The organism is Amycolatopsis sp. NPDC104819, assembly GCF_055583145.1.
Map to the genome: position 1 here is coordinate 395,075 of NZ_JBVJON010000006.1, position 22,896 is coordinate 417,970.

At 71.1% G+C, this 22,896-nt stretch carries 21 protein-coding genes; 12 read left to right on the forward strand and 9 right to left on the reverse strand.

Annotation, left to right across the window (positions count from 1 at the left end; genetic code table 11):
* Positions 1–101: 101 nt before the first annotated feature.
* Genes ACZ63E_RS21290 through ACZ63E_RS21310 form a run of 5 tightly spaced genes read left to right on the forward strand, consistent with a single transcriptional unit; the run spans position 102 to position 6,933 of the window.
* Positions 102–1,547 carry a sodium:solute symporter family protein gene (locus ACZ63E_RS21290; RefSeq protein WP_465337866.1) on the forward strand — a complete coding sequence of 482 codons (1,446 nt, stop codon included), beginning with the start codon at positions 102–104 and terminating at the stop codon, positions 1,545–1,547.
* Entirely contained in the window at positions 1,540–2,484 is a 945-nt protein-coding gene (gene speB, locus ACZ63E_RS21295; RefSeq protein WP_465337867.1) for an agmatinase, read from the forward strand. The genes ACZ63E_RS21290 and speB overlap by 8 nt, the downstream gene beginning before the upstream one ends.
* Positions 2,481–4,133: a thiamine pyrophosphate-binding protein gene (locus tag ACZ63E_RS21300; protein ID WP_465337868.1), complete on the forward strand. Its 1,653-nt coding sequence runs from the start codon at positions 2,481–2,483 to the stop codon at positions 4,131–4,133. The genes speB and ACZ63E_RS21300 overlap by 4 nt, the downstream gene beginning before the upstream one ends.
* Positions 4,130–5,482, forward strand: a complete 1,353-nt coding sequence (locus tag ACZ63E_RS21305; RefSeq protein ID WP_465337869.1) for an aminobutyraldehyde dehydrogenase — start codon at positions 4,130–4,132, stop codon at positions 5,480–5,482. The genes ACZ63E_RS21300 and ACZ63E_RS21305 overlap by 4 nt, the downstream gene beginning before the upstream one ends.
* The gene (locus tag ACZ63E_RS21310) at positions 5,479–6,933 is read left to right on the forward strand and encodes a purine-cytosine permease family protein (protein WP_465337870.1); all 1,455 of its coding nucleotides are present in this window, start codon (positions 5,479–5,481) and stop codon (positions 6,931–6,933) included. The genes ACZ63E_RS21305 and ACZ63E_RS21310 overlap by 4 nt, the downstream gene beginning before the upstream one ends.
* A 214-nt stretch (positions 6,934–7,147) precedes the next feature.
* Here ACZ63E_RS21310 and dxs read toward each other — a convergent pair whose 3' ends face one another.
* Complete coding sequence (gene dxs, locus ACZ63E_RS21315; protein WP_465337871.1) at positions 7,148–9,064, reverse strand: 1-deoxy-D-xylulose-5-phosphate synthase; 1,917 nt, start codon at positions 9,062–9,064, stop codon at positions 7,148–7,150.
* 186 nt (positions 9,065–9,250) lie between these two features.
* Between dxs and ACZ63E_RS21320 the strand changes: the two genes are divergently transcribed.
* Both ACZ63E_RS21320 and ACZ63E_RS21325 read left to right on the forward strand, forming a co-directional pair.
* Positions 9,251–10,720 carry an aldehyde dehydrogenase family protein gene (locus ACZ63E_RS21320; protein ID WP_465337872.1) on the forward strand — a complete coding sequence of 490 codons (1,470 nt, stop codon included), beginning with the start codon at positions 9,251–9,253 and terminating at the stop codon, positions 10,718–10,720.
* An 86-nt stretch (positions 10,721–10,806) separates the two neighbouring features.
* A complete protein-coding gene (locus tag ACZ63E_RS21325) occupies positions 10,807–11,226 on the forward strand; it encodes a hypothetical protein (protein WP_465337873.1) in 420 nt (139 codons plus the stop codon).
* A 108-nt stretch (positions 11,227–11,334) separates the two neighbouring features.
* Here the strand turns inward: ACZ63E_RS21325 and ACZ63E_RS21330 are convergent, their stop codons facing one another.
* A complete protein-coding gene (locus ACZ63E_RS21330) occupies positions 11,335–12,522 on the reverse strand; it encodes a class I SAM-dependent RNA methyltransferase (RefSeq protein ID WP_465337874.1) in 1,188 nt (395 codons plus the stop codon).
* Positions 12,519–14,552, reverse strand: coding sequence for an APC family permease (locus ACZ63E_RS21335; protein WP_465337875.1), 2,034 nt, complete (start codon positions 14,550–14,552; stop codon positions 12,519–12,521). Before ACZ63E_RS21335 ends, ACZ63E_RS21330 begins: the two co-directional genes overlap by 4 nt.
* 147 nt (positions 14,553–14,699) lie before the next feature.
* Between ACZ63E_RS21335 and ACZ63E_RS21340 the strand changes: the two genes are divergently transcribed.
* Together ACZ63E_RS21340 and ACZ63E_RS21345 are read left to right on the forward strand one after the other, a co-directional pair.
* Entirely contained in the window at positions 14,700–15,365 is a 666-nt protein-coding gene (locus ACZ63E_RS21340; RefSeq protein ID WP_465337876.1) for a potassium channel family protein, read from the forward strand.
* A complete protein-coding gene (locus ACZ63E_RS21345) occupies positions 15,365–16,021 on the forward strand; it encodes a potassium channel family protein (protein WP_465337877.1) in 657 nt (218 codons plus the stop codon). The genes ACZ63E_RS21340 and ACZ63E_RS21345 overlap by 1 nt, the downstream gene beginning before the upstream one ends.
* 159 nt (positions 16,022–16,180) lie before the next feature.
* Here the strand turns inward: ACZ63E_RS21345 and ACZ63E_RS21350 are convergent, their stop codons facing one another.
* Entirely contained in the window at positions 16,181–16,903 is a 723-nt protein-coding gene (locus ACZ63E_RS21350; RefSeq protein WP_465307363.1) for a DUF3159 domain-containing protein, read from the reverse strand.
* Positions 16,904–16,912: 9 nt separating this feature from the next.
* Positions 16,913–17,293, reverse strand: a complete 381-nt coding sequence (locus ACZ63E_RS21355; RefSeq protein WP_465337878.1) for an OB-fold nucleic acid binding domain-containing protein — start codon at positions 17,291–17,293, stop codon at positions 16,913–16,915.
* Between the two features lie 136 nt (positions 17,294–17,429).
* Between ACZ63E_RS21355 and ACZ63E_RS21360 the strand changes: the two genes are divergently transcribed.
* Positions 17,430–18,119: an alpha/beta hydrolase gene (locus tag ACZ63E_RS21360; RefSeq protein WP_465338097.1), complete on the forward strand. Its 690-nt coding sequence runs from the start codon at positions 17,430–17,432 to the stop codon at positions 18,117–18,119.
* Positions 18,120–18,253: 134 nt separating this feature from the next.
* On the opposite strand, the gene ACZ63E_RS21365 is transcribed toward ACZ63E_RS21360, so the two are convergent.
* Positions 18,254–18,916: a DUF3710 domain-containing protein gene (locus ACZ63E_RS21365; RefSeq protein WP_465337879.1), complete on the reverse strand. Its 663-nt coding sequence runs from the start codon at positions 18,914–18,916 to the stop codon at positions 18,254–18,256.
* Positions 18,916–19,419, reverse strand: a complete 504-nt coding sequence (gene dut / locus ACZ63E_RS21370) for a dUTP diphosphatase (RefSeq protein ID WP_465337880.1) — start codon at positions 19,417–19,419, stop codon at positions 18,916–18,918. Before dut ends, ACZ63E_RS21365 begins: the two co-directional genes overlap by 1 nt.
* A gap of 24 nt (positions 19,420–19,443) precedes the next feature.
* Here dut and ACZ63E_RS21375 point away from each other — a divergent pair, with 24 nt between their 5' ends.
* Positions 19,444–19,926: a DUF3093 domain-containing protein gene (locus ACZ63E_RS21375; protein WP_465307371.1), complete on the forward strand. Its 483-nt coding sequence runs from the start codon at positions 19,444–19,446 to the stop codon at positions 19,924–19,926.
* A gap of 139 nt (positions 19,927–20,065) precedes the next feature.
* Here ACZ63E_RS21375 and ACZ63E_RS21380 read toward each other — a convergent pair whose 3' ends face one another.
* Entirely contained in the window at positions 20,066–20,374 is a 309-nt protein-coding gene (locus ACZ63E_RS21380; RefSeq protein WP_086676737.1) for a DUF4193 domain-containing protein, read from the reverse strand.
* A gap of 479 nt (positions 20,375–20,853) precedes the next feature.
* Between ACZ63E_RS21380 and cei the strand changes: the two genes are divergently transcribed.
* Complete coding sequence (gene cei / locus ACZ63E_RS21385) at positions 20,854–21,537, forward strand: envelope integrity protein Cei (RefSeq protein ID WP_465337881.1); 684 nt, start codon at positions 20,854–20,856, stop codon at positions 21,535–21,537.
* Between the two features lie 484 nt (positions 21,538–22,021).
* Here the strand turns inward: cei and ACZ63E_RS21390 are convergent, their stop codons facing one another.
* Positions 22,022–22,840, reverse strand: a complete 819-nt coding sequence (locus tag ACZ63E_RS21390) for an inositol monophosphatase family protein (protein WP_465337882.1) — start codon at positions 22,838–22,840, stop codon at positions 22,022–22,024.
* Between the last annotated feature and the right edge of the window lie 56 nt (positions 22,841–22,896).

The following is a 22,896-nucleotide window of genomic DNA, read 5'->3' on the forward strand; positions in this document are numbered from 1 at the left end:
ACGAGCCTTGACAATGGGATGCATTGTCCCATCCACACCGGCCCGCGCGCGAACCTACGGTGGCCCGAACACCACCAGCACACAGCAAGAGGAGGTAAGCCGTGACCGGGGACTACACCGTGATCGCGCTCTACATCGCGGGCATGCTCGGGGTCGGCTGGTACGGCCTCCGGCTCGCCAAGACGAAGTCCGACTACCTCGTCGCCGGGCGGCGGCTGGGCTGGTTCATGTACTCCGGCACCATGTCGGCCGTCGTCCTCGGCGGCGCGTCCACGGTCGGCGGCGTGAAGCTCGGCTACACCTACGGCCTCTCCGGGATGTGGCTGGTCGTCAGCATCGGCGTCGGCATCCTGGTGCTGCACGCGCTGTTCGCGCGCCGGCTGGTGAAGCTGAAGGTCTACACCGTCGGCGAGATGCTCGACCTGCGCTACGGCGGCCGCACCAGCGCGGTGTCCGGCGTGGTCATGTGGGGCTACACCCTGATGCTGACGGTGACCTCGACATTGGCGTTCGCGTCGATCTTCAAGGTGCTCTTCAACCTGCCTAACTGGGCCGGGATCGCGATCGGCGGCTCGATCGTGGTGCTCTACTCGGTGCTCGGCGGCATGTGGTCGATCACGCTGACCGACATCGCCCAGTTCGTCATCAAGACCATCGGCATCCTGGCGATCCTGCTGCCGGTCGCGATCAGCTCCGCGGGCGGCTTCGAGGGCATGAGCGAAAAGCTCGACGCGAGCTTCTTCAGCTTCACCTCGATCGGCACCGACACGATCATCACCTACTTCGTCATCTACACCTTCGGCCTGCTGATCGGCCAGGACATCTGGCAGCGCGTGTTCACCGCCCGCACCCCCGCGATCGCGACGTCCGGCGGCATCACCTCCGGCGTCTACTGCCTGGTCTACGGCCTGGCCGGCGCGCTGATCGGCACCGCGGCGCACACGCTGTACCCGGACCTCGCCAGCGCGCAGGACGCGTTCGCGACGATCGTCGAACGCCTGCTGCCGACCGGTGTCCGCGGCCTGGTGCTGGCCGCCGCGCTGTCGGCGATGATGTCGACGGCGAGCGGCGCGCTGATCGCGTGCTCGACGACCACGACGTCGGACCTGCTGACGAAGGTGGGCCTCAAGAAGGGCGGCGAAGTCAGCCGGAACCGCATTGCCACGCTGGTCCTCGGGCTGCTCGCGATCGGCATCGCGATGATCGTCGACGACGTCGTCAACGCGCTCACCATCGCCTACGACATCCTGGTCGGCGGCCTGCTGGTGGCGATCGTCGGCGCGCTGTTCTGGAAGCGCGGCACCCGGCAGGGCGCGTACGCGTCGATGGTCGCCGGCACCGTGTTCGTGGTCGCCTTCATGATCATCGACGGCGTCGACGCCAACACGCCGATCTACTGGGGCCTGGGCGCGAGCCTGGTGGTCTACCTGGCCGTCAGCTTCGCCACGCCCCGCACGGCCGACTCGATCCTCGGTGTCTGGACCCGCCGCCTGGCCGGCGAAGACACCCCGACCCCGACCCGGGAACAGGAGCCCACCAGTGCCTAACATCGGACCCCTCGATTCGTCGCGGGTTCCCCGCTTCGCCGGCTTCGCGACCTTCGCGCGGCTGCCTCGCCTCGACCAGGTCGAGCACGCCGACGTCGCCGTGGTCGGGGTGCCCTTCGACTCCGGGGTCTCCTACCGGCCCGGCGCGCGGTTCGGCCCGGCCGCGGTCCGCGAGGCGAGCCGGCTGCTGCGGCCGTACCACCCCGAGCTGGACGTCTCGCCGTTCGCCGAACGCCAGGTGGTCGACGCCGGCGACGTCGCGGTCAACCCGTTCAACATCGGCGAGGCGATCGAGACGCTCCAGCAGGAAGCCGAAGCGCTGCAGGCGAACGGGACGCGGCTGGTGACCGTCGGCGGGGACCACACGATCGCGCTGCCGCTGCTGCGGGCCGTGGCGAAGCGGCACGGACCCGTTGCCCTGCTGCACTTCGACGCGCACCTCGACACCTGGGACACCTACTTCGGCGAGCCGTACACCCACGGCACCCCGTTCCGGCGCGCGTCGGAGGAAGGGATCCTCGACACGAGCGCGCTTTCGCACGTCGGGACGCGCGGGCCGCTGTACGGCAAGCGGGACCTCGAAGAGGACCGCCGACTCGGCTTCGGCATCGTCACCTCCGGCGACGTCATGCGCCGCGGCGTCACCGAGACCGTCGACGCGCTGCGGCAGCGGATCGGCGACCGGCCGCTGTACGTCTCGGTCGACATCGACGTCCTCGACCCGGCCCACGCGCCGGGCACCGGCACCCCGGAAGCCGGCGGGATGACCAGCCGCGAGCTGCTGGAGATCCTGCGCGGCCTGCGCGACCTGAACCTCGTCGGGGCCGACGTCGTCGAGCTGGCGCCCGCTTACGACCACGCCGAGATCACCGCCATCGCGGCCTCCCACGTCGCCTACGACCTGGTGAGCCTGCTGACCTTGGGGAAGAGCGCATGACGGACACCGAACGCATCGGCGGCGACGTCGTCGTCGAAACCCTGCGCGCCCTGGGCGCCGACACGGTCTTCGGCCTGCCGGGCCAGCACGCGCTGGGTCTGTTCGAGGCGCTGCGGCGCGCCGACGACGTGCGCGTGGTCAGCTCGCGCGTCGAGAACAACCTGGCTTTCGCCGCCGACGGGCACACCCGGGCGCGGCTCGCGGCCAACCCGGACGGACCGGTGCCGGTGACGCCGCTGATCGTCTCCACCGGCCCGGGCGCGCTGCTGACGCTGGCTTCCCTGCAGGAGTCCCGCGCGGCGTCGGTGCCGGTGCTCGGGATCTCGAGCCAGATCCCGGTCGCCGGGCTCGGCGGCGGCCGGCACGGGTACCTGCACGAGCTGCCCGACCAGCAGGCGAGCTTCCGCGACATCGTGAAGTCCGTGCACGTTGTGCGCCGCGCGAGCCAGATCCCTTCCGCGCTGCGCGAAGCGTGGACGTCGGCCGCGACCGCGCCGTACGGCCCGGTGTGGGTCGAGATCCCCCAGGACGTCCTGCTCGGCCCGGCCGGGCTCCCGCCGATCACGTCGGTGTCGGCCGCTCCCCCGGTCTTGGAGCCGCTGCCGGAGCTGGTCACCGAGGCGGCTCAGCTGCTGGGCGCGGCGGCGAACCCGGTCATCCTGGCCGGCGGTGGCGCGCTGCGGTCCGGCGCGCACGCCGAGCTGAAGGCGCTGGCCGAGGCCCTGCGCGCGCCGGTGGTCTCGACCTTCGGCGGCAAGGGTGTCTTCGGCTGGGACCACGAGCTGTCCGGGCGGTCGTGGCTGGAGGACTGGCACACCACGGAGTTCCTGGCGAACGCCGACGTCCTGCTGGTGCTGGGGTCCGGGCTCGGTGAGCTCTCCAGCAACTACCGCGAGTTCGCCCCGCGCGGTCGCGTGATCCAGGTCGAGGCCGACCTCGGCAAGCTGGAGTCGAACTACCCCGGCCTGGGCGTCCACGCCGACGTCCGGCTCACGCTGCAGGCGCTGCTGGAATGGGTGCCGATGCGCCCGTCCGACGGCCGCGCGGAAGCCGCCGTCGCCGGGCTTCTGGACCGGGTCGAGTCGCGGTTGGACGGCCAGGACCTGGCCGTGGAGCGGAAGTTCGTCGACGACGTCCGCGCGGCGGTCCCGCCGGGCACGCACACGTACTGGGACATGACGATCGCCGCGTACTGGGCCTGGTCGGCCTGGAACCCCGAGGGCGCGCCGATCCACACCGCGCAGGGCGCGGGCGGCCTCGGGTACGGCCTGCCCGGCGCGCTCGGCGGCGCGGCGGCCGGCGGCCCGACACTCGCCGTGTCCGGCGACGGCGGCGCGATGTACGGCGTCGCCGAGCTGGCCACCGCGGTGCAGCACAACCTGGACGTCACGTGGCTGATCGTCGACGACGGCGGTTACGGCATCCTGCGCGAGTACCTCACCGACACGTTCGGCCAGTCGACGGCGACCGAGCTGGCGCGCCCCGACTTCGTCGCGCTGGCCGGTTCGTTCGGGGTTCCGGCCACGCTGTCCACTTTGGACACGGTCGGCGCCGACGTCGCCGCCGCGCTGCGCACGCCGGGGCCGTCCGTCGTGGTCCTGCCCGCCCTGCTGAAGATGTTCGCGCCGACCCACCTGGAGAAGGCATGACGCTCGACCTGACCAACCCGGCGACCGGCGAGGTGTTCGGCACCCGCGCGATCGCCTCGCAGTCCGATGTGGACGCGGCGATGCAGGCAGCCGAGAAGGCGTTCCGCGCATGGCGTCGCAGCACTCCGGCCCAGCGGCAGCTCGCGCTGCTGAAGATCGCCGACGCGCTCGAGGCGCGCGCCGGGGAGTTCGCCGACCTGGAAGTCCGCGAGACCGGCAAGATCCGGTCCGTGGTCCTGGACGAGGAGATCCCGGAGTGCGTCAGCGCGCTGCGGTTCTTCGCGGGGGCGGCGCGGCAGCTGGAGGGCACCGCGGCCGGGGAGTACCTGCCCGGCCACACGTCGGTGATCCGCCGCGAGCCGGTCGGCGTCTGCGCGCAGATCGCGCCGTGGAACTACCCGCTGATGATGGCGGTCTGGAAGATCGCGCCGGCCCTGGCCGCGGGGAACACGGTGGTGCTCAAGCCCGCCGAGACCACCCCGTCGACGGCCGTGCTGCTGGCCGAGGTCGCCGCGGAGTTCCTGCCGGCGGGCGCGTTCACGGTCCTGTGCGGCGACCGCGACACCGGCCGCGCCCTGGTCCGCCACCCGATCACCGAGCTCGTCTCGATCACGGGGTCGACCCGCGCGGGCATCGACGTCGCAACGGTCGCGGCGGCCGACCTCAAGCGCACCCACCTGGAACTGGGCGGCAACGCACCACTGCTGGTCTTCCCCGACGTCGACCTGGCGTCGACGGCGGAGGGCATCGTGGGCGCGGCGTTCTACAACGCCGGCCAGGACTGCACGGCGGGCAGCCGGGTCCTGGTCCACCGGTCGATCCACGACGACTTCGTCCGCGAGCTGACCAAGGTGGCGGCGGCCCGGACACCGGCCGTCGACTTCGGCTCGCTCAACAGCGCGGCGCAGTTTTCGCGTGTCCAGGGCCTGATCGAGCGCCTCCCGGCCCACGCGCGCATCGAGACGGGCGGAACCCGGCACGGCGACGCCGGGTTCTACTTCGCCCCCACCGTGGTTTCGGGCCTGCGCCAGGACGACGAGATCGTCCAGGAGGAGATCTTCGGCCCGGTGATCACGGTCCAGTCCTTTTCGGACGAAGACGAAGGTGTCGAGCTGGCCAACGGCGTCCCGTACGGACTGGCGTCGTCGATCTGGACCCGGGACCTCGCGATCGCCGCCCGCGTGTCGGCGGAGCTGGACTTCGGCTGCGTGTGGATCAACACACACGGGCCCCTGGCCGCCGAGATGCCCCACGGCGGCTTCGGCCACTCCGGCCACGGAAAGGACCTTTCGGCGTACGCCTTCGCCGAGTACACGCGTGTCAAGCACGTGATGACGAGGTTCGCATGACCGATCGTGTGACGAAGGTCGAGCACCACGGAATAGCACCGATTCCCCCAGCCGACCAGACCTCCCGCCCCCGCGACCTGTTCCGGCTCGCATTCGGCGGAGCGAACACGTTCGCCACGATCATCCTGGGAACACTCCCGATCGCCTACGGCCTGAGCTTCCGCGACGCGCTCCTGGCAACGGCCCTGGGCGTGGTCGTAGGCGGCCTGGTCCTGGCCCCGATGGCCCTGTTCGGCCCCCGCACAAGGACGAACAACGCGGTCTCGTCCGGCGCGCACTTCGGGGTGGTCGGCCGCTGCGTCGGCTCGTTCCTCTCGCTCCTGACGGCAATAACGTTCTTCGCGATCTCGGTCTGGGTAAGCGGCGACGCGGTGGCAGGAGCAGCCCAGCGCCTGTTCGGCTTCGACGGCGGCGCGGCACTGCGAGCGGTCGCGTACGGCCTGATCGCGCTGGCGACATTGGTGGTCTGCATCTACGGCTACCGTTTCATGCTGCTGGTGAACCGAATAGCGGTGGTCCTCGGCACGGCGATAATGGTGCTGGGAATCCTCGCATACGGCGGCTCGTTCGACCCGGGCTACGCGGGCACGGGCACGTACGCACTGGGCACGTTCTGGCCAACGTTCACATTGGCGGCCCTGACGGCGTTGGCCAACCCGATCTCGTTCGGAGCCTTCCTCGGCGACTGGTCCCGCTACATCCCGAACAGCTACCGAAAGCGCGCCCTGCTGACGGCGCCATTCCTGGCCCAGGTGGCAACGCTCCTCCCGTTCGGCTTCGGCATCGCAACGGCAACCCTGGTAGCCGACCCGGCGGACTACATCACGGGCCTGACGGCGATTTCCCCGCTCTGGTACGCAATCCCCTTGATAGTGGTAGCCCTGATCGGCGGCCTGTCCACGGGAACAACATCGTTGTACGGAACGGGCCTCGACTTCAGCTCGATCTTCCCCCGGCTATCACGGGTACAGGCGACGCTGGTGATCGGCACGCTGAGCGTGGTATTCATCTTCGTCGGCAACTTCGCCCTGGACATGGTGTCGAGCATCAACACGTTCGCAACACTGATCGTGCTGTGCACGTCGCCGTGGATGGTGATCATGATGATCGGCTTCGTCCAGCGCCGGGGATTCTACGACGTAGCGGACTTGCAGGTGTTCAACGAGGGCCGCCAAGGCGGCCGCTACTGGTTCACCCGAGGAGTGAACTGGCGAGCAATGGCAGCCTGGATCCCAGCAACAACACTGGGATTGTTGTGCGCAAACACCCCGATGATCGCAGGACCACTACGAGACATAGCCGGAGGAGTGGACATCAGCCTGCTGGTCACGTTGATAACAGCAGCAGTGGCCTACCCAGCACTGGTAAAGCTGTTCCCAGAACCACCAGAGGTCTTCGCCGAGACACCACGAACAGCCACGGAAGCAGAGGCCCTACCCACCAAGGCCTGAGCTGATGGTCATCCCGTCGCCTGAGGCCCAAGAATCACTTTGAGCCAGGCCCGCAACCCACAACAAAAGGCGAGAGAACAACCCAAGCTTGCGGGCCTGGCTCAAAGTGATAGGCCTCAATCAGGCGACGGGATGACCACCAGCGAGAAGAGAAGGTCATCCCAGAGCCTGCCCGTCCGGCGAGGACAGTCTTTAAAACCACGGCAGAAGCAACTCAGCTACGATTGGAATCCTTTTCCACCGAAGCATTCTCCGAGACAGATCCCAACCGAGAAGCCCACTCCGTAACCCGCCGAGCAACATCCTGAGCCGTCAGCCCAATACGCCCCAAGACCTCGTCCCGGCTCCCCAGATCATGAAAAGCCTGCGGCACAGCCAAATCCCGCAAAGGCACATCACATTCGGCATCCCGGAACATCGCGGCCAGAGCGGAACCGAACCCCCCGTGCCGGCCACTGTCCTCCACAGTCACGACAAGCTTGTGCTGCGAAGCGAGCGCAACCAGTTCGGCCGGCACCGGCAGCACCCACCGCGGGTCGACGACGGTAACCCCGATCCCCTGGTCGGCGAGCCGATCGGCGGCAGCCAGCCCGAGCGTCGCGAACGGGCCCACCGTCACCAGCAGCACATCGGCGCCGTCGACCGGGCGGCGCAGCACATCGACCGTGCCCAGCCGCTCGACAGCGGCGACGTCCGTCCCGACCTTCCCCTTGGAGAACCGCAGCGCAGAAGGCCCATCCGAGATGGCCACAGCCTCCCGCAGCTCCTCCCGCAACGAAGCAGGATCTCGCGGAGCAGCAACCCGCATCCCCGGCACCATGCCCAGCAGCGACAGGTCCCACATTCCGTGGTGGCTCGGCCCGTCCGGCCCGGTAATCCCAGCCCGGTCCAGCACCAACGTCACGGGCAAACGATGCAACGCGACATCCATCAGCACCTGATCAAAAGCCCGGTTGAGAAAGGTCGAATAGATCGCCACAACCGGATGCAACCCACCCATGGCCAACCCGGCAGCCGAAGTCACCGCATGCTGCTCGGCAATACCGACGTCATACCACCGCTCAGGAAAAGCCTCGGCGAACTTGTCCAACCCGGTGGACCGCAACATCGCCGCGGTGATCGCGACGACGTCCTCCCGCTCGGAACCGATCTTCGCCAGCTCGTCACCGAACACCCCGGTCCAGCTCGGCCCCTTCACCGGCGGCAGCCCGGTCTCCGGGTCGATCGGGTCGGTCTGGTGCATCTGGTCGTGCTCGTTGTTGACCGCGGGCGCGTACCCGTGGCCCTTCTCGGTGACGACGTGCACGATCACCGCGCCGCCGAACGTCTTCGCGCTCAGCAGGGCCTTCTCCAGCGCGACCTGGTCGTGGCCGTCGACCGGGCCGAGGTACTTCAGGCCGAGGTCGGAGAACATCGCCTGCGGGCTCAGGGCGTCCTTCAGCCCGGCCTTCGCGGCGTGCAGCGCGGCGTAGATCGGCCGGCCGACGACCGGGGTGTGCCGGAGGATCTCGCGGCCGCCGTCGAGCAGCCGCTCGTACCCGGGCTGCAGGCGCAGCGCCGCGAGGTGGTCGGCCAGGCCGCCGATGGTCGGCGAGTAGGAGCGGCCGTTGTCGTTGATGACGATGACGACCGGGCGGTCACGGTGCGCGGCGATGTTGTTGAGCGCCTCCCAGCACATGCCGCCGGTGAGCGCGCCGTCCCCGACGACGGCGACCGCGTGCCGCTCGCCACCGTCCAGCGCGAACGCCTTCGCCAGACCGTCCACATAGGACAGCGCGGACGAGGCGTGGCTGCTCTCGACCCAGTCGTGCTCGCTTTCGGCGCGCGACGGGTACCCGGTGACCCCGCCGGTCTGGCGCAGCAGGGTGAAGCCGTCGGCGCGGCCGGTGACGATCTTGTGCACGTAGGCCTGGTGCCCGACGTCCCAGACGATCGCGTCGCGTGGCGAGTCGAACACGCGGTGCAGGGCCAGCGTCAGCTCGACCACACCGAGGTTCGGCCCCAGGTGCCCGCCGGCGCGGCGGACCTTGTCGACGAGGAAGTCCCGGATCTCGGCGGCCAGTTCGCCGAGGTCCTCGACACTCATGCGCTTCAGATCCGCCGGTCCGGCGACGGACTTCAGCATCGTCACTCGTCTCCACCTCACTCGTTCGGGCCCGCCCACGTTCCGGCCAGTCTACGGAGACCCGCCAGGGTGGTTCCGCCCGCCGCGTCCGGCGTCACAGGCGGAGCGCGACCACCCGTCATCACGCGGGGTGAACTCCGTCTCCCCGCCGTGGTGTGGCGGTCACGCGGCGTGGCCACGAGAATGGGGCGCATGGCCGACTTCTGCATCGGTGGCGAATGGGTGGACGCACTCGGCGGCGGGCGCCGCGAGATCCGCTGCCCGGCCGACGGCTCCCTGGTCGCGACGGTCGCCGAGGGCACCGCGAAGGACACCGAGGCCGCCATCGCGGCCGCGCGGCGGGCGTTCGACACCGGCCCGTGGCCCGGCACACCCGCGCACCTGCGCGGTGACCTGCTGCTGCGCACCGCGGACCTGCTCGACCGCGACGCGGAGGCGTTCGCCCGCGCCGAGTCGCTCGACACCGGCAAGCGCCTGGTCGAGAGCCGCTACGACATGGCCGACATCGCGGCCTGCCTGCGCTACTTCGGCAAGCTCGCGGCGCAGGACGCCGGCCGCGTCGTCGACACCGGCAACGCGGACGCCTTCAGCCGGATCGTGCACGAGCCGGTCGGCGTCTGCGGGCTGATCACGCCGTGGAACTACCCGCTGTTGCAGACCGTGTGGAAGATCGCACCGGCGCTGGCCGCGGGCAACACGTTCGTGCTCAAGCCGAGCGAGCTGACCCCGCACACGGCGATCCTGTTCCTGAAACTGCTCACCGAGGCGGGCCTGCCGCCGGGCGTCGCGAACCTGGTGCTCGGCGCGGGCGCCGAGGCCGGGGCGCCGCTGGCCGCGCACCCGGACGTCGACCTCGTGTCGTTCACCGGCGGGCTGGCGACCGGGAAGGTGATCGCCGCCTCGGCGGCCGCGACGGTCAAAAAAGTGGCCCTGGAGCTGGGCGGGAAGAACCCGAACGTGGTCTTCGCCGACGCCGACTTCGAGACGGCGGTCGACTACGCGCTGACGGCGGTGTTCCTGCACTCGGGCCAGGTGTGCTCGGCGGGCACGCGGCTGATCGTGCAGCGCGAGTGGCACGACGAGTTCGTCGCCGAGCTGGTGCGCCGGGCCGAGCGGATCCGGCTGGGCGGGCCGTTCGACGAGCGCGCCGAGACCGGGCCGCTGATCTCGGCGGCGCACCGGGCGAAGGTCGAGGACTACGTGGCCACGGCCCTGGCCGAGGGCGCGGTGCTCCGGACGGGCGGCCGCCGCCCGGACGACCCGGCGCTGGCCGACGGTTTCTACTACCTGCCGACCATCCTGGACCAGGTGGAACAGGGGTCGTCGGCGGTGCGCGAGGAGTCGTTCGGGCCGGTCCTGACGGTCGAGACGTTCACCGACGAGGACGACGCCGTCCGCATCGCCAACGACACCCACTACGGCCTGGCCGGAGCGGTGTTCACGAACGACGCTTCTCGTGCGCAGCGGGTGGCCGGCCGGCTGCGCCACGGCACGGTGTGGATCAACGACTTCCACCCGTACCTGCCGCAGGCTGAGTGGGGCGGGTACAAGCAGTCCGGGTTCGGCCGCGAGCTGGGGCCGTCGGGGCTGGCCGAGTACACCGAGACGAAGCACGTCTACCAGAACCTGCGCCCGGGGCCGCAGCACTGGTTCGCCGGCTGAGCGTGTCCCCCGATCGGGATCGACCGAACGGCCCAACGCGGAAAAGGTGATCGGAAAGCCGTTTCCGGCGTCCTATGCTGCCTGGCGTGACGCAGTTTCGGGGGCCGCGGGCGGTGGTGGTGGGTGCGGCCGCGCTCGGGGTGATCGCGGGCCTCACGCTGCGCACGGCCGAGTACCCGGGCGTGCTGCCCCCGGGCACCCCGGACCCGGAGCTGGCGCTGGGCCTGCGCCTGGTCTGCGCGGCGGCGGTCCTGATCGCGGCAACGCTGGCTTACCTGACGTTCGCCCGCCATCAGGACGAGCCGCTGGCGCTGGCGTGTCTGCCGGGCCTGGTGGTGACGGGCGTGGTGCTGCGCCACCTGGTGGTGACGCTCCCAGGGGTGACCCGCCTCCAGCCGGCGGCCCGCATCGTCCCGGGCGCGGGCGCGTGGGTGCTGCTGGTGTCGGGGGTGGCGATGACGGCCACGGGCCTGGCGGCCGCCTTCGCGGCGAAACGGGCCACCTGACGCGGGGCGGGTTGCGGCAGTGCGCGGCGGTCAGGCCTGCGCGAGCACGCCAGCAAGGCATGCTCTGCCGAGGTGCGCAGCAGTCCGACGCACCACCAACAACAAAACTCAGGACAGCAGCGCCACGCACTCCACGTGATGGGTCATCGGGAAGGCGTCGAACGCGCGGAGGTCGGTCAGCGCGTACCCGTGCGCGCCGAAGAACGCCACGTCGCGAGCCAAAGCCGCCGGGTCGCAGGCCACGTACACGATCCGGTCCGGCTGGCCGGCCACGATGGACTCCACCACCGCCTTGCCCGCGCCCTTGCGCGGCGGGTCCAGCACCACGACGTCCACCGGCTTCGCCGCCGACGCCAGCACGTGCTCGACGCGCCCGGCCTGCCACGACACCTGCGGCAGATCCGCCAGGTTCCGCTCGCCGTCGGCGACCGCGCGGCGGCCGGACTCCACCGCCAGGACCCGGCCCGACGGGCCGACCTGCCCGGCCAGCACCGACGCGAACAGCCCGACCCCGGCGTAGAGGTCCCAGGCCGAGCCGCCGGAAGGCGCCTCCGCCCACTTCGCCACGACGGAGGCCAGCGTCGACGCCGCCGCCGGGTGGACCTGCCAGAAGCCGTGTGCGTCGAGGCGCCAGTCGCGGCCCGCCGCGTGCTGCACGGCCACGCCGCCGGCCAGCTGGCGGGCGCGGACCTTGCCGCGCACCGTCGACAGCTCCCGCACGTGGACCCCGCCGTCACCGTCGCTGGTGACCTCCAGCTCGCTGCCCGGTCGCCAGCGCCGCGCGAGGACGTCGTCGAGCTCGCCCGGCACCGCGATCGGGCAGTCCTCCAGCGCCACCACGCGGTGGCTGTGGTGCGCGCGCAGTCCCGCGCGCCCGTCGCCGTCGGCGACCAGGCGGACGCGGCTGCGCCAGTCCAGCGGGCCGCCGTCCAGCTCCTCCACGACGACGTCACGCTCGATGCCGGCCAGCCGCTGGAGCTGCTCCGCCACCACCGACGCCTTCAGCGAACGCTGGTGCGCCGGGGCCGCGTGCTGCCAGTCGCAGCCGCCGCAGCCGCCCGGCACGGCGAGCGGGCACGGCGGCTCCACCCGGAACTCCGAGGCCGACAGCACCTCGATCGCGTCGCCGCGGCAGAACGAACCACCGTTGTCCTCGGTCACCTCGACGCGGACCTGCTCCCCCGGCAGCGCGTGCCGGACGAACACGACCCGGCCCTCGGCGCGGGCCACGCAGTGGCCGCCGTGTGCCACCGCGCCGACCTCCACCTCGAGGACGCGTCCCAGCCAGCTGGTCATTCGGCCGGCTCCTTGGGCTTGGGGGCGGCCACGGACTTCCCGTTGGGCGAGAAGCCCCGGCGGACGTCGCCCGCCGCGGGCCGTTCGTTGCGCACGCGCGCGGCCGCCTTGGCCGAGGACTCCAGCTGCCACGGCACGCTCGCCACGATGACACCCGGCTGGAACAGCAGGCGGCCCTTGAGCCGCAGCGCGCTCTGGTTGTGCAGCACCTGCTCCCACCAGTGCCCGACCACGTACTCCGGGATGAACACCGTCACGACGTTGCGCGGGTTGTCACCACGCACGCGCTTCACGTAGTCCAGGACCGGCTTCGTGATTTCGCGGTAGGGCGACTCGACGACCTTCAGCGGCACCTTGAACTTGTGCGCCTCCCACTCGGCGGTGAGCCGGCGGGTGTCCGCGTCGTCCACATTGACCGTCACGGCCTCGAGGACGTCCGGGCGCATCGCCTTGGCGTAGGCCAGCGCGCGCAGGGTCGGCCGGTGCAGTTTGGACACCAGCACGATCGCGTGGTTGCGCGACGGCAGCACGGTCGGGGTGTCGCCCAGGTCCTTCAGCTCGTCGGCGACGCGGTCGTAGTGCCGCCGGATCGCCGTCATCAGCACGAAGATCGCCACCATCGCCGCGATCGCGATCCACGCGCCGAGCAGGAACTTGGTGATCAGCACGATCACCAGCACGGTGCCGGTCATCGTCAGGCCGATCGCGTTCACCGTCTGGGAGCGCCGCATCCGGCGCCGCACACCGGGGTCGGTTTCCTTGGCCAGCAACCGGTTCCAGTGCCGGATCATGCCGGCCTGGCTCACCGTGAACGACACGAACACACCCACGATGTACAGCTGGATCAGCCGCGTCACCTCGGCGTCGAACGCGAAGATCAGCACCAGCGCGAACGCCGAGAGGAACAGGATCCCGTTGGAGAACGCGAGCCGGTCGCCGCGGGTGTGCAGCTGCCGCGGGAGGTAGCGGTCCTGCGCCAGGATCGAGCCCAGCACCGGGAAGCCGTTGAACGCGGTGTTCGCGGCCAGCAGCAGGATGATGCCGGTGGAGAAGGAGATGTAGTAGAACGCCGGCGGGAAGTCGGCGAACACCGCGTGCGCGATCTGCGCGACGATCGTCTTCTGCTCGTAGCCGGCCGGCGCGCCGACGAGCTGCTTCGCCGGGTCCTCGGCGAACTTCACGTCGGTGATCGTGGCGAGGGTGATGATGCCGACGAGCATGACCACCGCGAGCAGGCCCATCATCAGCAGCGTGGTCGCCGCGTTCTTCGACTTCGGCTTGCGGAACGCCGGGACGCCGTTGCTGATCGCCTCGACCCCGGTCAGCGCCGCGGCGCCGGAGGAGAACGCGCGGAGGATGAGGAACACGAACGCGACGCCGGCGAAGCTGCCCTCGGCGTTGAGCGTGAACCCGGCGCTTTCGGCGCGCAGCTCGGTGCCGGTCGCGGCTTCGAACAGCCCCCAGACGACCATGACCAGAATGCCGATGATGAACCCGTATGTCGGGATCGCGAAGGCCTTCCCCGACTCCCGGATGCCCCGCAGGTTCAACGCGGTCAGCACCGCGACGATCACGATCGCCGCCAGCACCTTGTGCTGGGCCACCCACGGGACCGCGGAGCCGATGTTGGCCACACCGGACGAAGTGGACACCGCGACGGTCAGCACGTAGTCCACGAGCAGCGCGCTGGCCACGGTCAGGCCGAACTTGCCGCCCAGGTTCGTGTTGGCGACTTCGTAGTCACCGCCGCCGCTCGGGTACGCGTGCACGTTCTGCCGGTAGGAAGCGACGACGACCAGCATCACGAGGGCGACGGCGACGCCGATCCACGGCGCCAGTGCGTACGCCGACAGTCCCGCCACGCTCAGCGTCAGGAAGATCTCTTCCGGCGCGTACGCCACGCTCGAGAGCGCGTCGGACGCGAAGATGGGCAGCGCGATGCGCTTCGGCAGGAGCGTGTGAGCGAGCCTGTCACTGCGGAACGGACGTCCGAGGACCAGGCGTTTCAGCACGGTCGGGAACTTCGACACCTCCGGAGGGTACTGCGGAGCGAAGCTTCTCCGTTGAGGGCGGTGGCGGGGAGGACGGTGGAGGTAACCGCCGGGGTGCACGGTAGGTTCGGCGCTGGCATGTCGGGGTAGCAACGGACGGGTAACCGCCGAACGAGGAGGCAGGGCGTGCACGTGGTGATCATGGGGTGCGGCCGGGTAGGCGCGTCCCTGGCCGCTGCGCTGGAGCGGCTCGGCCACGAGGTGGCCGTCATCGACAAGAGCCAGCAGGCGTTCCGCCGGCTCGGCAGCGACTTCCACGGCCAGCAGGTCGTCGGGGTCGGGTTCGACCGCCAGGTGCTCATCGAAGCGGGCATCGAGCGGGCGGGCGCGTTCGCGGCGGTGTCCAGCGGGGACAACTCGAACATCATCTCGGCGCGGGTCGCCCGCGAGAACTTCGGGATCGAGCACGTCGTCGCGCGCATCTACGACCACAAGCGGGCGGCCGTGTACGAGCGGCTGGGCATCCCGACGGTGGCGACCGTGCCGTGGACGACCGACCGGTTCCTGCGGACGCTCCTGCCGGACGGCGTGGCGTCGGCGTGGCGCGACCCGTCGGGCAACGTCGCGCTGCTGCAGCTGCCGCTGCACGAGGGCTGGGTCGGGCACTCCGTGCGGTCCCTGCAGGAGGCCAGCGGCGCGCGGGTGGCGTTCATCATGCGCTTCGGCACGGCAGTGCTGCCCGACACCAAGACCGTGCTCCAGGCCGACGACGGCGTGTGGGTCGCCGCGCGCTCGGGCACCGTCAGCGACGTCACGAGCGTGGCGCAGCGCGAACCGGAGGACGAGGACTGATGCGGGTCGCGATTGCCGGGGCGGGCGCCGTCGGCCGTTCCATCGCCAACGAGCTGATCGACGGGCGGCACCAGGTGATGCTCATCGAGCGGGAGGCCGACCAGTTCGAGCCGCACACCGTCGAGCAGGCCGACTGGGTGCTGGGCGACGCCTGCGAGGTGTCGATCCTGGAGGAGTCCGGGATCGAGCAGTGCGACGTCGTCATCGCCGCCACCGGCGATGACAAGGCGAACCTGGTGGTCTCGCTGCTGGCCAAGACGGAGTTCGCGGTCCGGCGCGTGGTGGCACGGGTGAACAACCCGGCCAACGAGTGGCTGTTCACCGACGCCTGGGGCGTCGACGTCGCCGTCTCGACACCGCGGATGCTCGCGGCGATGGTCGAGGAGGCGGTCAGCGTCGGCGACCTGGTGCGGCTGATGACGTTCCGGCAGAGCAACGCCAACCTCGTCGAGCTGACGCTGCCGGCCGAGACCCCGCTGGCCGGCAAGCCGGTGAGCGCGGTGTCCCTGCCGCGCGACGCCGCACTGGTGACCATCCTGCGCGGCGACCGCGTGATCGTGCCGCAGCCGGAGGACCCCCTGGAGCCGGGCGACGAGTTGCTGTTCGTGGCCACCGCGGACGTCGAGCCGGAGATCCGGACGGCCCTGGGTTACTGAGGTCGCCCGGCTTTCTCGCTTTATCGTGTAGTGAATGACTCATTCATGTCGCCAGACGACATGAATGAGTCATTGACTACGTTCGGGCGACGCTCGGCGAGCGGAACTGTCGGTGCCGTCCGGTAGCGTGGAAAACGGGGGGCGCCCCCGCGCGGGGCCTCAGGCTTCGGGCGCGGCGTACTTCTGGCGCAGCCGGGCTTCGACCTCGGCGTCGGTCTCCGGTTCCGGCTCGTCCTCGGCCATCGCCTTGAGGCGCTTGTCCGACCGGCGCACCGCCCAGACGACCACCAGCAGGCCCAGCGCGTAGAGCGGGTAGCCCATCGCGATCTTCGCGAAGGCCAGCCAGCCGGTGTAGTCCTCCTGGTAGAGCCACCGCTGCACGACGAACCGGGCGGCGAAGATCAGCGCCATCGCCAGCGTGGCGATGTCGTAGCCGTAGCGGGACGGCTTGTCCTTGCGCCACGCCTGGCCGGTGCCGTTGAGCATGTTCCAGACGACACCCGCGATCGGCCAGCGGACCACCACCGACAGCACGAAGACGCCGCAGTAGACCAGGCTGGCGTAGATCCCGAAGAGGAAGAACCCCTTCGCCGACCCCGTGCGGTAGGCGATGAACGCCGCGATCGCGACGCCGAAGAACCCGGAGATCGCCGGCTGCAGCGGCTCCTTGCGGACCACGCGCAGCACGGTGATCGCCACCGCGCTGCCGATCGAGGTCCAGATGGCCGCGGTCAGCCCGAAGAACGAGTTGGCCAGCACGAACACGATCACCGGCAGCGACGAGTAGACCAGGCCGGACACGCCGCCCATCTGCTCCAGCAGGGTCGGCTGCGGCCCTTCTTCGTCGTCGGTCTTCTTCTCGCTCGGGGCGGGATCAGTCACGATAGGTGATCAACTCACTGGGCTCTGGAGCTCGTAATAGGGGTTGTACAGCACCTTCTGGCCGTCACGCTCGGCCATCCGGCCGCGCACCTTGATCGTCCGGCCAGGCTCGATGCCCGGGATCCGGCGGCGGCCGAGCCAGATTAGCGTCACGCCCTGCGTCCCGTCGAACAGCTCCGCCTCCAGGGTGGCGGCCTCGTCGGTCGGGCACAGCTCCACGCTGCGGAGTCTCCCCATCACGGTGACCTCTTCGCCGGACCGGCAGTCACAGGCCCGCTGCGCGCCCTCGGCGCCGGACCTCATCGACATCTCGTCGGCGTCGAGATCCTCGACGTCGCTGGTCAGCTTGCGAACCAACCGGCTGAAGTAGCCGCCGTCTTTGGCGGACATAGGTGCTCCTGTGCTCCGGGGCCCCCGACGTGGTGTTTGCGGCCCGAACGTTTCCAGCGTAGCTGCGGTCCCCGCCAGGAGAACGCCTTTGCGCAAAGATCGCAACGTGACGTCCGCAATCCGAGTTCCCGCCGCGGTGCTGCTGCCCGGCACCGGCTCCGACGAGGTGTTCGTCCGCGCGGTCTTCGGCGGCCCGCTGCGCGCCCTCGGCGTCCCGCTCATCGCGCCGGCGCCACCCCCGGGCGCCGCGCTCGCCGAGGGCTACCTGGCGACCCTGGACGCGCTGGCGGACGAACACGGCGAACTGCTCGTCGGCGGCATTTCGTTCGGGGCGCACCTGGCCGCGGAGTGGGCCGTGCGCAACCGGGGCCGTTGCGGGGGCCTGCTGGCCGCGCTCCCGGCCTGGAACGGCGATCCCGGCTCAGCACCCGCGTCGCTGGCCGCGACGCTGTCCGCGGATCTGGTGGCCGGTTCCGGGGTCGAGGGGGCGCTGGCGCAGACGGCCGGGTCGCCGGACTGGCTGCGGGCCGAGCTGGCCCGGGCCTGGCGCCGCCACGGCACCGGGCTGGCCGACGGCCTGCGCGTCGCGGCCGGCCGTCCGGCGCCGACGCTCGCCGAGCTCGCGGCGCTGGCCGTCCCGGCGGGGGTCGGCACGTGCACCGACGACCCGATCCACCCGACGAAAGTCGCATCGGAGTGGGCCACGGCACTCCCCCGCGCGGCCCTCGGGGAGACGACGCTCACGGCGCTCGGCGCCGATCGCGAGTCCCTCGGCCGGGCGACCGTGCTCGCCTTCCTGAGGGCCCGCCACCGGTGTCGCGAATGACCCATTGGGGACGTCCGGCGTCCGCAATGGGTCATTCGCGGCACATCCTCGGCCGCCGCGCGACCCGGCAGGGCCCCCGCAAAGCCGTGAAGGCCGCCTCGAGGGACTCGAGATGGCCTTCACGAACCCGGGCGTCAGCCCTGCTGCTGCTGGGCGATGTGCTCGGCGACGGCGTCGGGCAGCGTGATGGTCAGCGGCGTGCGGACCGGCATCGGCGCGTCCCCGCGGTCGACGATCGTGCGGCGGACGATCTCCCGCAGCACCTCCACCGCGGCCGCGGCCTCCGACTGCGGCCCGGCGATGACCCCGCGCAGCATCCAGCGCGGCCGGTCGATGCCGACGAAGCGCAGCGAGACGTCCCCGACGATGGCCGAGATCTCCAGGCCCCACACACCGCGGCCGATGTTCACCTTCGCGCCGTCGGCCCGCAGCTGGTCGGCCAGCTCGGTGCTGACCTCCCGCCACAGCCCGCCCGTGCGCGGCGCGGCGTAGGCGCTGACCGTGATCTGACCCTGCTCGGTGACGACGTGCACGGCGCGCACGCCCCCGGTCTCCGGGTCCATCTCGACCTGCACCTGGGAACCGTCCGGCACCGGCACCTTCACCGAGCCGAGGTCGATCCGCGGGACGCCGTCGTCCTCGAAGTCCGCGACGTCGAACGGGCCGTCGGAGACGTCCGACAGCTCGCCGTCCTCGTCCTCGTACGCCTCGCCCTCGATCGTGTCGTCGGTCTCGGGCGCGGTGTGCCGTCCGGCGGGCCCGCCCTCGGTCCGCCGCTTGCGTCCGAAAATCCCCACTACTTCTCCGTTCCTTCCCCAGCCCCGGCGCTCGCGGCGAGCGCGTCTGCTCCCAGTGTGGCGTGTCCGCCCGTGGAGCCGTAGCCGCCGGCGCCCCGTTCGGTGGCGTCGAGCTCGGCGACCTCGACGAACTCGGCGTGCTCGACCCGCTGCACGACCAGCTGGGCGATGCGGTCGCCGCGCACGAGCTTCACCGGGTGCACCGGATCGTGGTTGATCAGGCAGACCTTGATCTCCCCGCGGTACCCCGCGTCGATCGTGCCCGGCGTGTTCACCACCGAGAGGCCGGCCCGGGCCGCGAGGCCCGACCGCGGGTGGACGAACCCCGCGTAGCCCGGGGGGAGCGCGATCGCGACACCGGTGCCGACCACCGCGCGTTTCCCGGGTTCGAGGACGATATCCGAGGTCGTGACGAGATCGGCGCCCGCGTCGCCCGGTCGGGCGTAGGCGGGCAGCGGGACATCCGGGTCGAGCCGGGAGAGGAGTACCTGAACGCTGGACACGGGCGGCGAGATTACTCTCTACCCGTGGGTGAATCAGCGAAGACGGCCGCGAGTGCCGCGGTCCGGCACTCCGAGCGGCTCTACGTCCCCTGGTGGGGCTGGCCGCTGCCGGTGCTGGGCGCGATCCTGCTGGCGGCCGAGATCGACCTCGGGTACCCGGGGATCCGGGCGTGGCTGCCGTACGTGATCGCGTTGCCGGTCGTGGTGGCGCTGCTGCTGTCACTCGGCCGGGCGAAGGTCCGCGTCACCGGCGGTGACGAGCCGGAGCTGTGGGTCGGCGACGCGCACCTGCCGCTGCGTTACGCAGGCGAGGTGGAGATCTTCGACAAGGACGCCAAGCGCAAGGCGCTCGGCCGGGACGGCGACCCCGCCGCCTACGTGCTGCACCGCGGCTGGGTCGGCCCGGTCGTGCGGGTCCGCGTGGCCGACGCGGCCGACCCGACGCCGTACTGGCTGTTCAGCACCCGCCACCCCGAGCGGATCGCCGAGCTGCTCAAGGGCGCCTGAACACCTCAGGACATGTGGAAGGGGGCCGGCCTGCCGGCCGGCCCCCTTGTCCCCAGCGCGCTTCGAGCCCTCCCCTGTCCCTCAGGGCTCTCCGTCGCGTCTGTTCGTCCCCTGAACCCCGGTCCGAGATCCCGCGCGGTCAGGCGCAGTCGCGGCAGATCAGGCGTCCGCCGCTCTCCTCGGCCAGCCGGCTGCGGTGGTGCACCAGGAAGCACACGGAGCAGGTGAACTCGTCAGCCTGCTTCGGCACCACCTTCACGGTCATGTCCTCACCGGAAAGCCCGGAGAGGTCGGCACCCGGCAGCTCGAAGTTCTCGGCGGTCGCGTCCTCGTCGACGTCGACGACGCCGGACTGGTTCTCGTTCCGCCGGGCCTTGAGCTCCTCCAACGAGTCTTCGGCCAGCTCGTCGGCTTCGCTGCGGCGCGGAGCGTCGTAGTCGGTAGCCATGTGTCCCTCACCCCTGCGATCAGCTTGTGTAGTCGTTTTCCCGGACCCCCGGGTGCGCCCGTGAGTCCGCCGTGCCGCTGGTCAACGTTCCAGGGCCGCTGTTTGTGCCCGACGGCCGGAGTGACCGAGGTCTCTCTCGTTTTGGGCCTCGTCCTGCGGCCGGAGCCCGGGAAGGGTAGCTCACGCCCGCGACGGTTCTGCAACGAGTCAGACATTGCCCGGCAATCGTCACCCGACAGGGGGAACCCGCAGGTAAGACGCGTTGTCGTCCATTCGGGTTGCCCCCGGGTGGAGAACTTCACGCGCGGCCCGTGTCCGCTTGCTCCGGCGGTCCCCGCCGTGGTGCGATCGCCGCACGGGGCCACGGGCGGGCACGGGGGTGACCCGGAAGGCCGCGCGGCGGTCGCAGCGCCTAGGCTCATCGGCCACGACGGTGCCGTGCGCACCGGTCGGTTTCGGGTTCGGGAAGGGACGGGCAGGTGGCGTCGGGGAACGGCATCGGGGACCGTGGGGCGCGGCCGTATCGCAAGCACAAGCCGCTGCCGGCGCTGATCGTGATCGGCGTGCTGGCCCTCGGCGCGATCGTCGTGTGGATCAACGCGGCGGTCGGCAAGGGCGACGTCGACGAGGCCGTCCGCTGCGACCCGCCGGCCAGCCCGCCGCCGGGCGTCACGCTGAACACCCTCCCCCACACCGCGCTCGACGACCGTGCCCCGGTGCCGCCGGACAAGGTCGCGGTGAAGGTCCTCAACGCGTCCGGCAGCCGCGGCCAGGGCGGCATCGCCACGACGGCGCTCAAGGAGCTCGGCTTCACGGGCGCGGGCGAACCGGCCAACGACCCGGCGTACGAGGGCCGCGAGGCCAAGTGCCGCGGCCAGATCCGTTTCGGCGAGAACGGCGTCACGGCGGCCCGGACGATCAGCCTGGTGGTGCCGTGCGCCGAGCTGGTCCAGGACAACCGCAAGGACGCGAGCGTCGACCTGGTGACGGGCACGCTCTTCGGCGACCTGCGGCCCCGTGCGGAAGCCCGCCAGATCCTCACCCAGCTCGCCGACTGGTCGAAGGCCCACCAGGGCGGCGGCAGCAACGAGCAGTCGGCCGGCGGGCAGGCCCCGGTGATCGACCAGACCCTGCTGGCCTCGGCCCGCGACGTCGCCTGCTGACCCTAGGTCGCTCGCTGCGCCTTCGGTGACCCGCGGTCGCCTCACTGACCCGCGCTGCTCGCCGACCTGGCGCGTTCTTCTGAACTGCGGTCGCTCACATGGCCCGCGCGGCTCGCCGACCCGCCGTCGCTCGCTGACCCCGTGCTTTCTGCCAACCCGCGGTCGCTCGCCAGCCCGCGCCGACCTGCAGTCGCCCGTTGACCTGGTCTGCTCGCCGCCCCGGCGCCTTCTGCCAGCCCTCAGTCGCTTACCGATCCGCGCCGCTCGCCAACCCGGCGCTGTCCGCCGACCAGCGGTCACTCGCAGACCCGCGCTTTCTGCCAACCCAGTCGCTCGCAGACCCGCGCCACTCGCCGCCCCCGCATCCCCTGCTGACCCACCCGGCCGCGGGGGCGCCCCCGTTTTCCACGCTACCGGCGGGCACCGACAGTCCCGGCCGCCGAGCGTCGCGAATGACCCATTCGCGACCGCCCAGCCGAGCCGCTCAAACCTCCGCAGCCCCGCAGTCGGCCAGCACCTTCCGCAGCGGGTCCGCGATCGCCGGAGACGCCGCATACGTCGCATCCGCACCGAGCTCCGGCGCCGAGCCCGGCAGCCACACCCGCGCGCCCGCCTCCGCCGCGATCAGCGCTCCCGCGGCCCAGTCCCAGCGGTGCAGCCCGTGCTCGACGTACGCGTCCAGCCAGCCCGCCGCCACCGCGCACAGGTCGAGCGACGCCGCCCCGTTGCGGCGGATGTCCCGGACGCGCCCGAGCAGCTCCGCCGCGAACCGTGACTGCCGCCTCCGCCGCTCGGCCGAGTACGCGAACCCCGTCCCGACCAGCGTCAGCTCGAGCCGCGAAGGCGCCGACACCGCCAGCCGGCGGCCGTCCAGGAACGCGCCGTGGCCGCGCGCCGCCGACCACACCCGGCCGCTCGCCGGCTCGACCACCGCGCCGGCCACGGACTCGCCGGCGACCTGGGCCGCCACCGACACCGCGAACCAGGGCAGGCCGTAGAGGAAGTTCACCGTGCCGTCGATCGGGTCGACGACCCAGGTGACGCCGTCGCCGGCCGCGCCGCCGCCCTCCTCGCCCAGCACCGGCTCCCCCGGCCGCAGCTCGGCCAGCCTCGCCCGCACGAGCCGTTCCGACTCGTGGTCCACCGCGGTCACCACGTCGGTGGCCGCGGACTTGGTGTCCACGGCGACCGCGCGACCGCCCGCCATCCCCTCCCAGGCCTCGCGGACCAGCTCGGCGGCTTCCGTCGCGACCTGCTCCGCGACGCTTTTCAGCAACGACTCGTCAACTCCCACGTCCGCCATGTCACCACATCCGGTTAAAGTCTCCGAGGCAGGCTTCTGAATCGTGCGAGAAGGGA

What these genes read in the sequence shown, in the direction of transcription:
- ACZ63E_RS21300 (WP_465337868.1), top strand. Translation starts at nt 2,481, where the DNA reads ATGACGGACACCGAACGCATCGGCGGCGACGTCGTCGTCGAAACCCTG.
- ACZ63E_RS21305 (WP_465337869.1), top strand. Translation starts at nt 4,130, where the DNA reads ATGACGCTCGACCTGACCAACCCGGCGACCGGCGAGGTGTTCGGCACC.
- ACZ63E_RS21310 (WP_465337870.1), top strand. Translation starts at nt 5,479, where the DNA reads ATGACCGATCGTGTGACGAAGGTCGAGCACCACGGAATAGCACCGATT.
- ACZ63E_RS21320 (WP_465337872.1), top strand. Translation starts at nt 9,251, where the DNA reads ATGGCCGACTTCTGCATCGGTGGCGAATGGGTGGACGCACTCGGCGGC.
- ACZ63E_RS21330 (WP_465337874.1), bottom strand. Translation starts at nt 12,522, where the DNA reads ATGACCAGCTGGCTGGGACGCGTCCTCGAGGTGGAGGTCGGCGCGGTG.
- ACZ63E_RS21345 (WP_465337877.1), top strand. Translation starts at nt 15,365, where the DNA reads ATGCGGGTCGCGATTGCCGGGGCGGGCGCCGTCGGCCGTTCCATCGCC.
- ACZ63E_RS21355 (WP_465337878.1), bottom strand. Translation starts at nt 17,293, where the DNA reads ATGTCCGCCAAAGACGGCGGCTACTTCAGCCGGTTGGTTCGCAAGCTG.
- ACZ63E_RS21380 (WP_086676737.1), bottom strand. Translation starts at nt 20,374, where the DNA reads ATGGCTACCGACTACGACGCTCCGCGCCGCAGCGAAGCCGACGAGCTG.
- ACZ63E_RS21390 (WP_465337882.1), bottom strand. Translation starts at nt 22,840, where the DNA reads ATGGCGGACGTGGGAGTTGACGAGTCGTTGCTGAAAAGCGTCGCGGAG.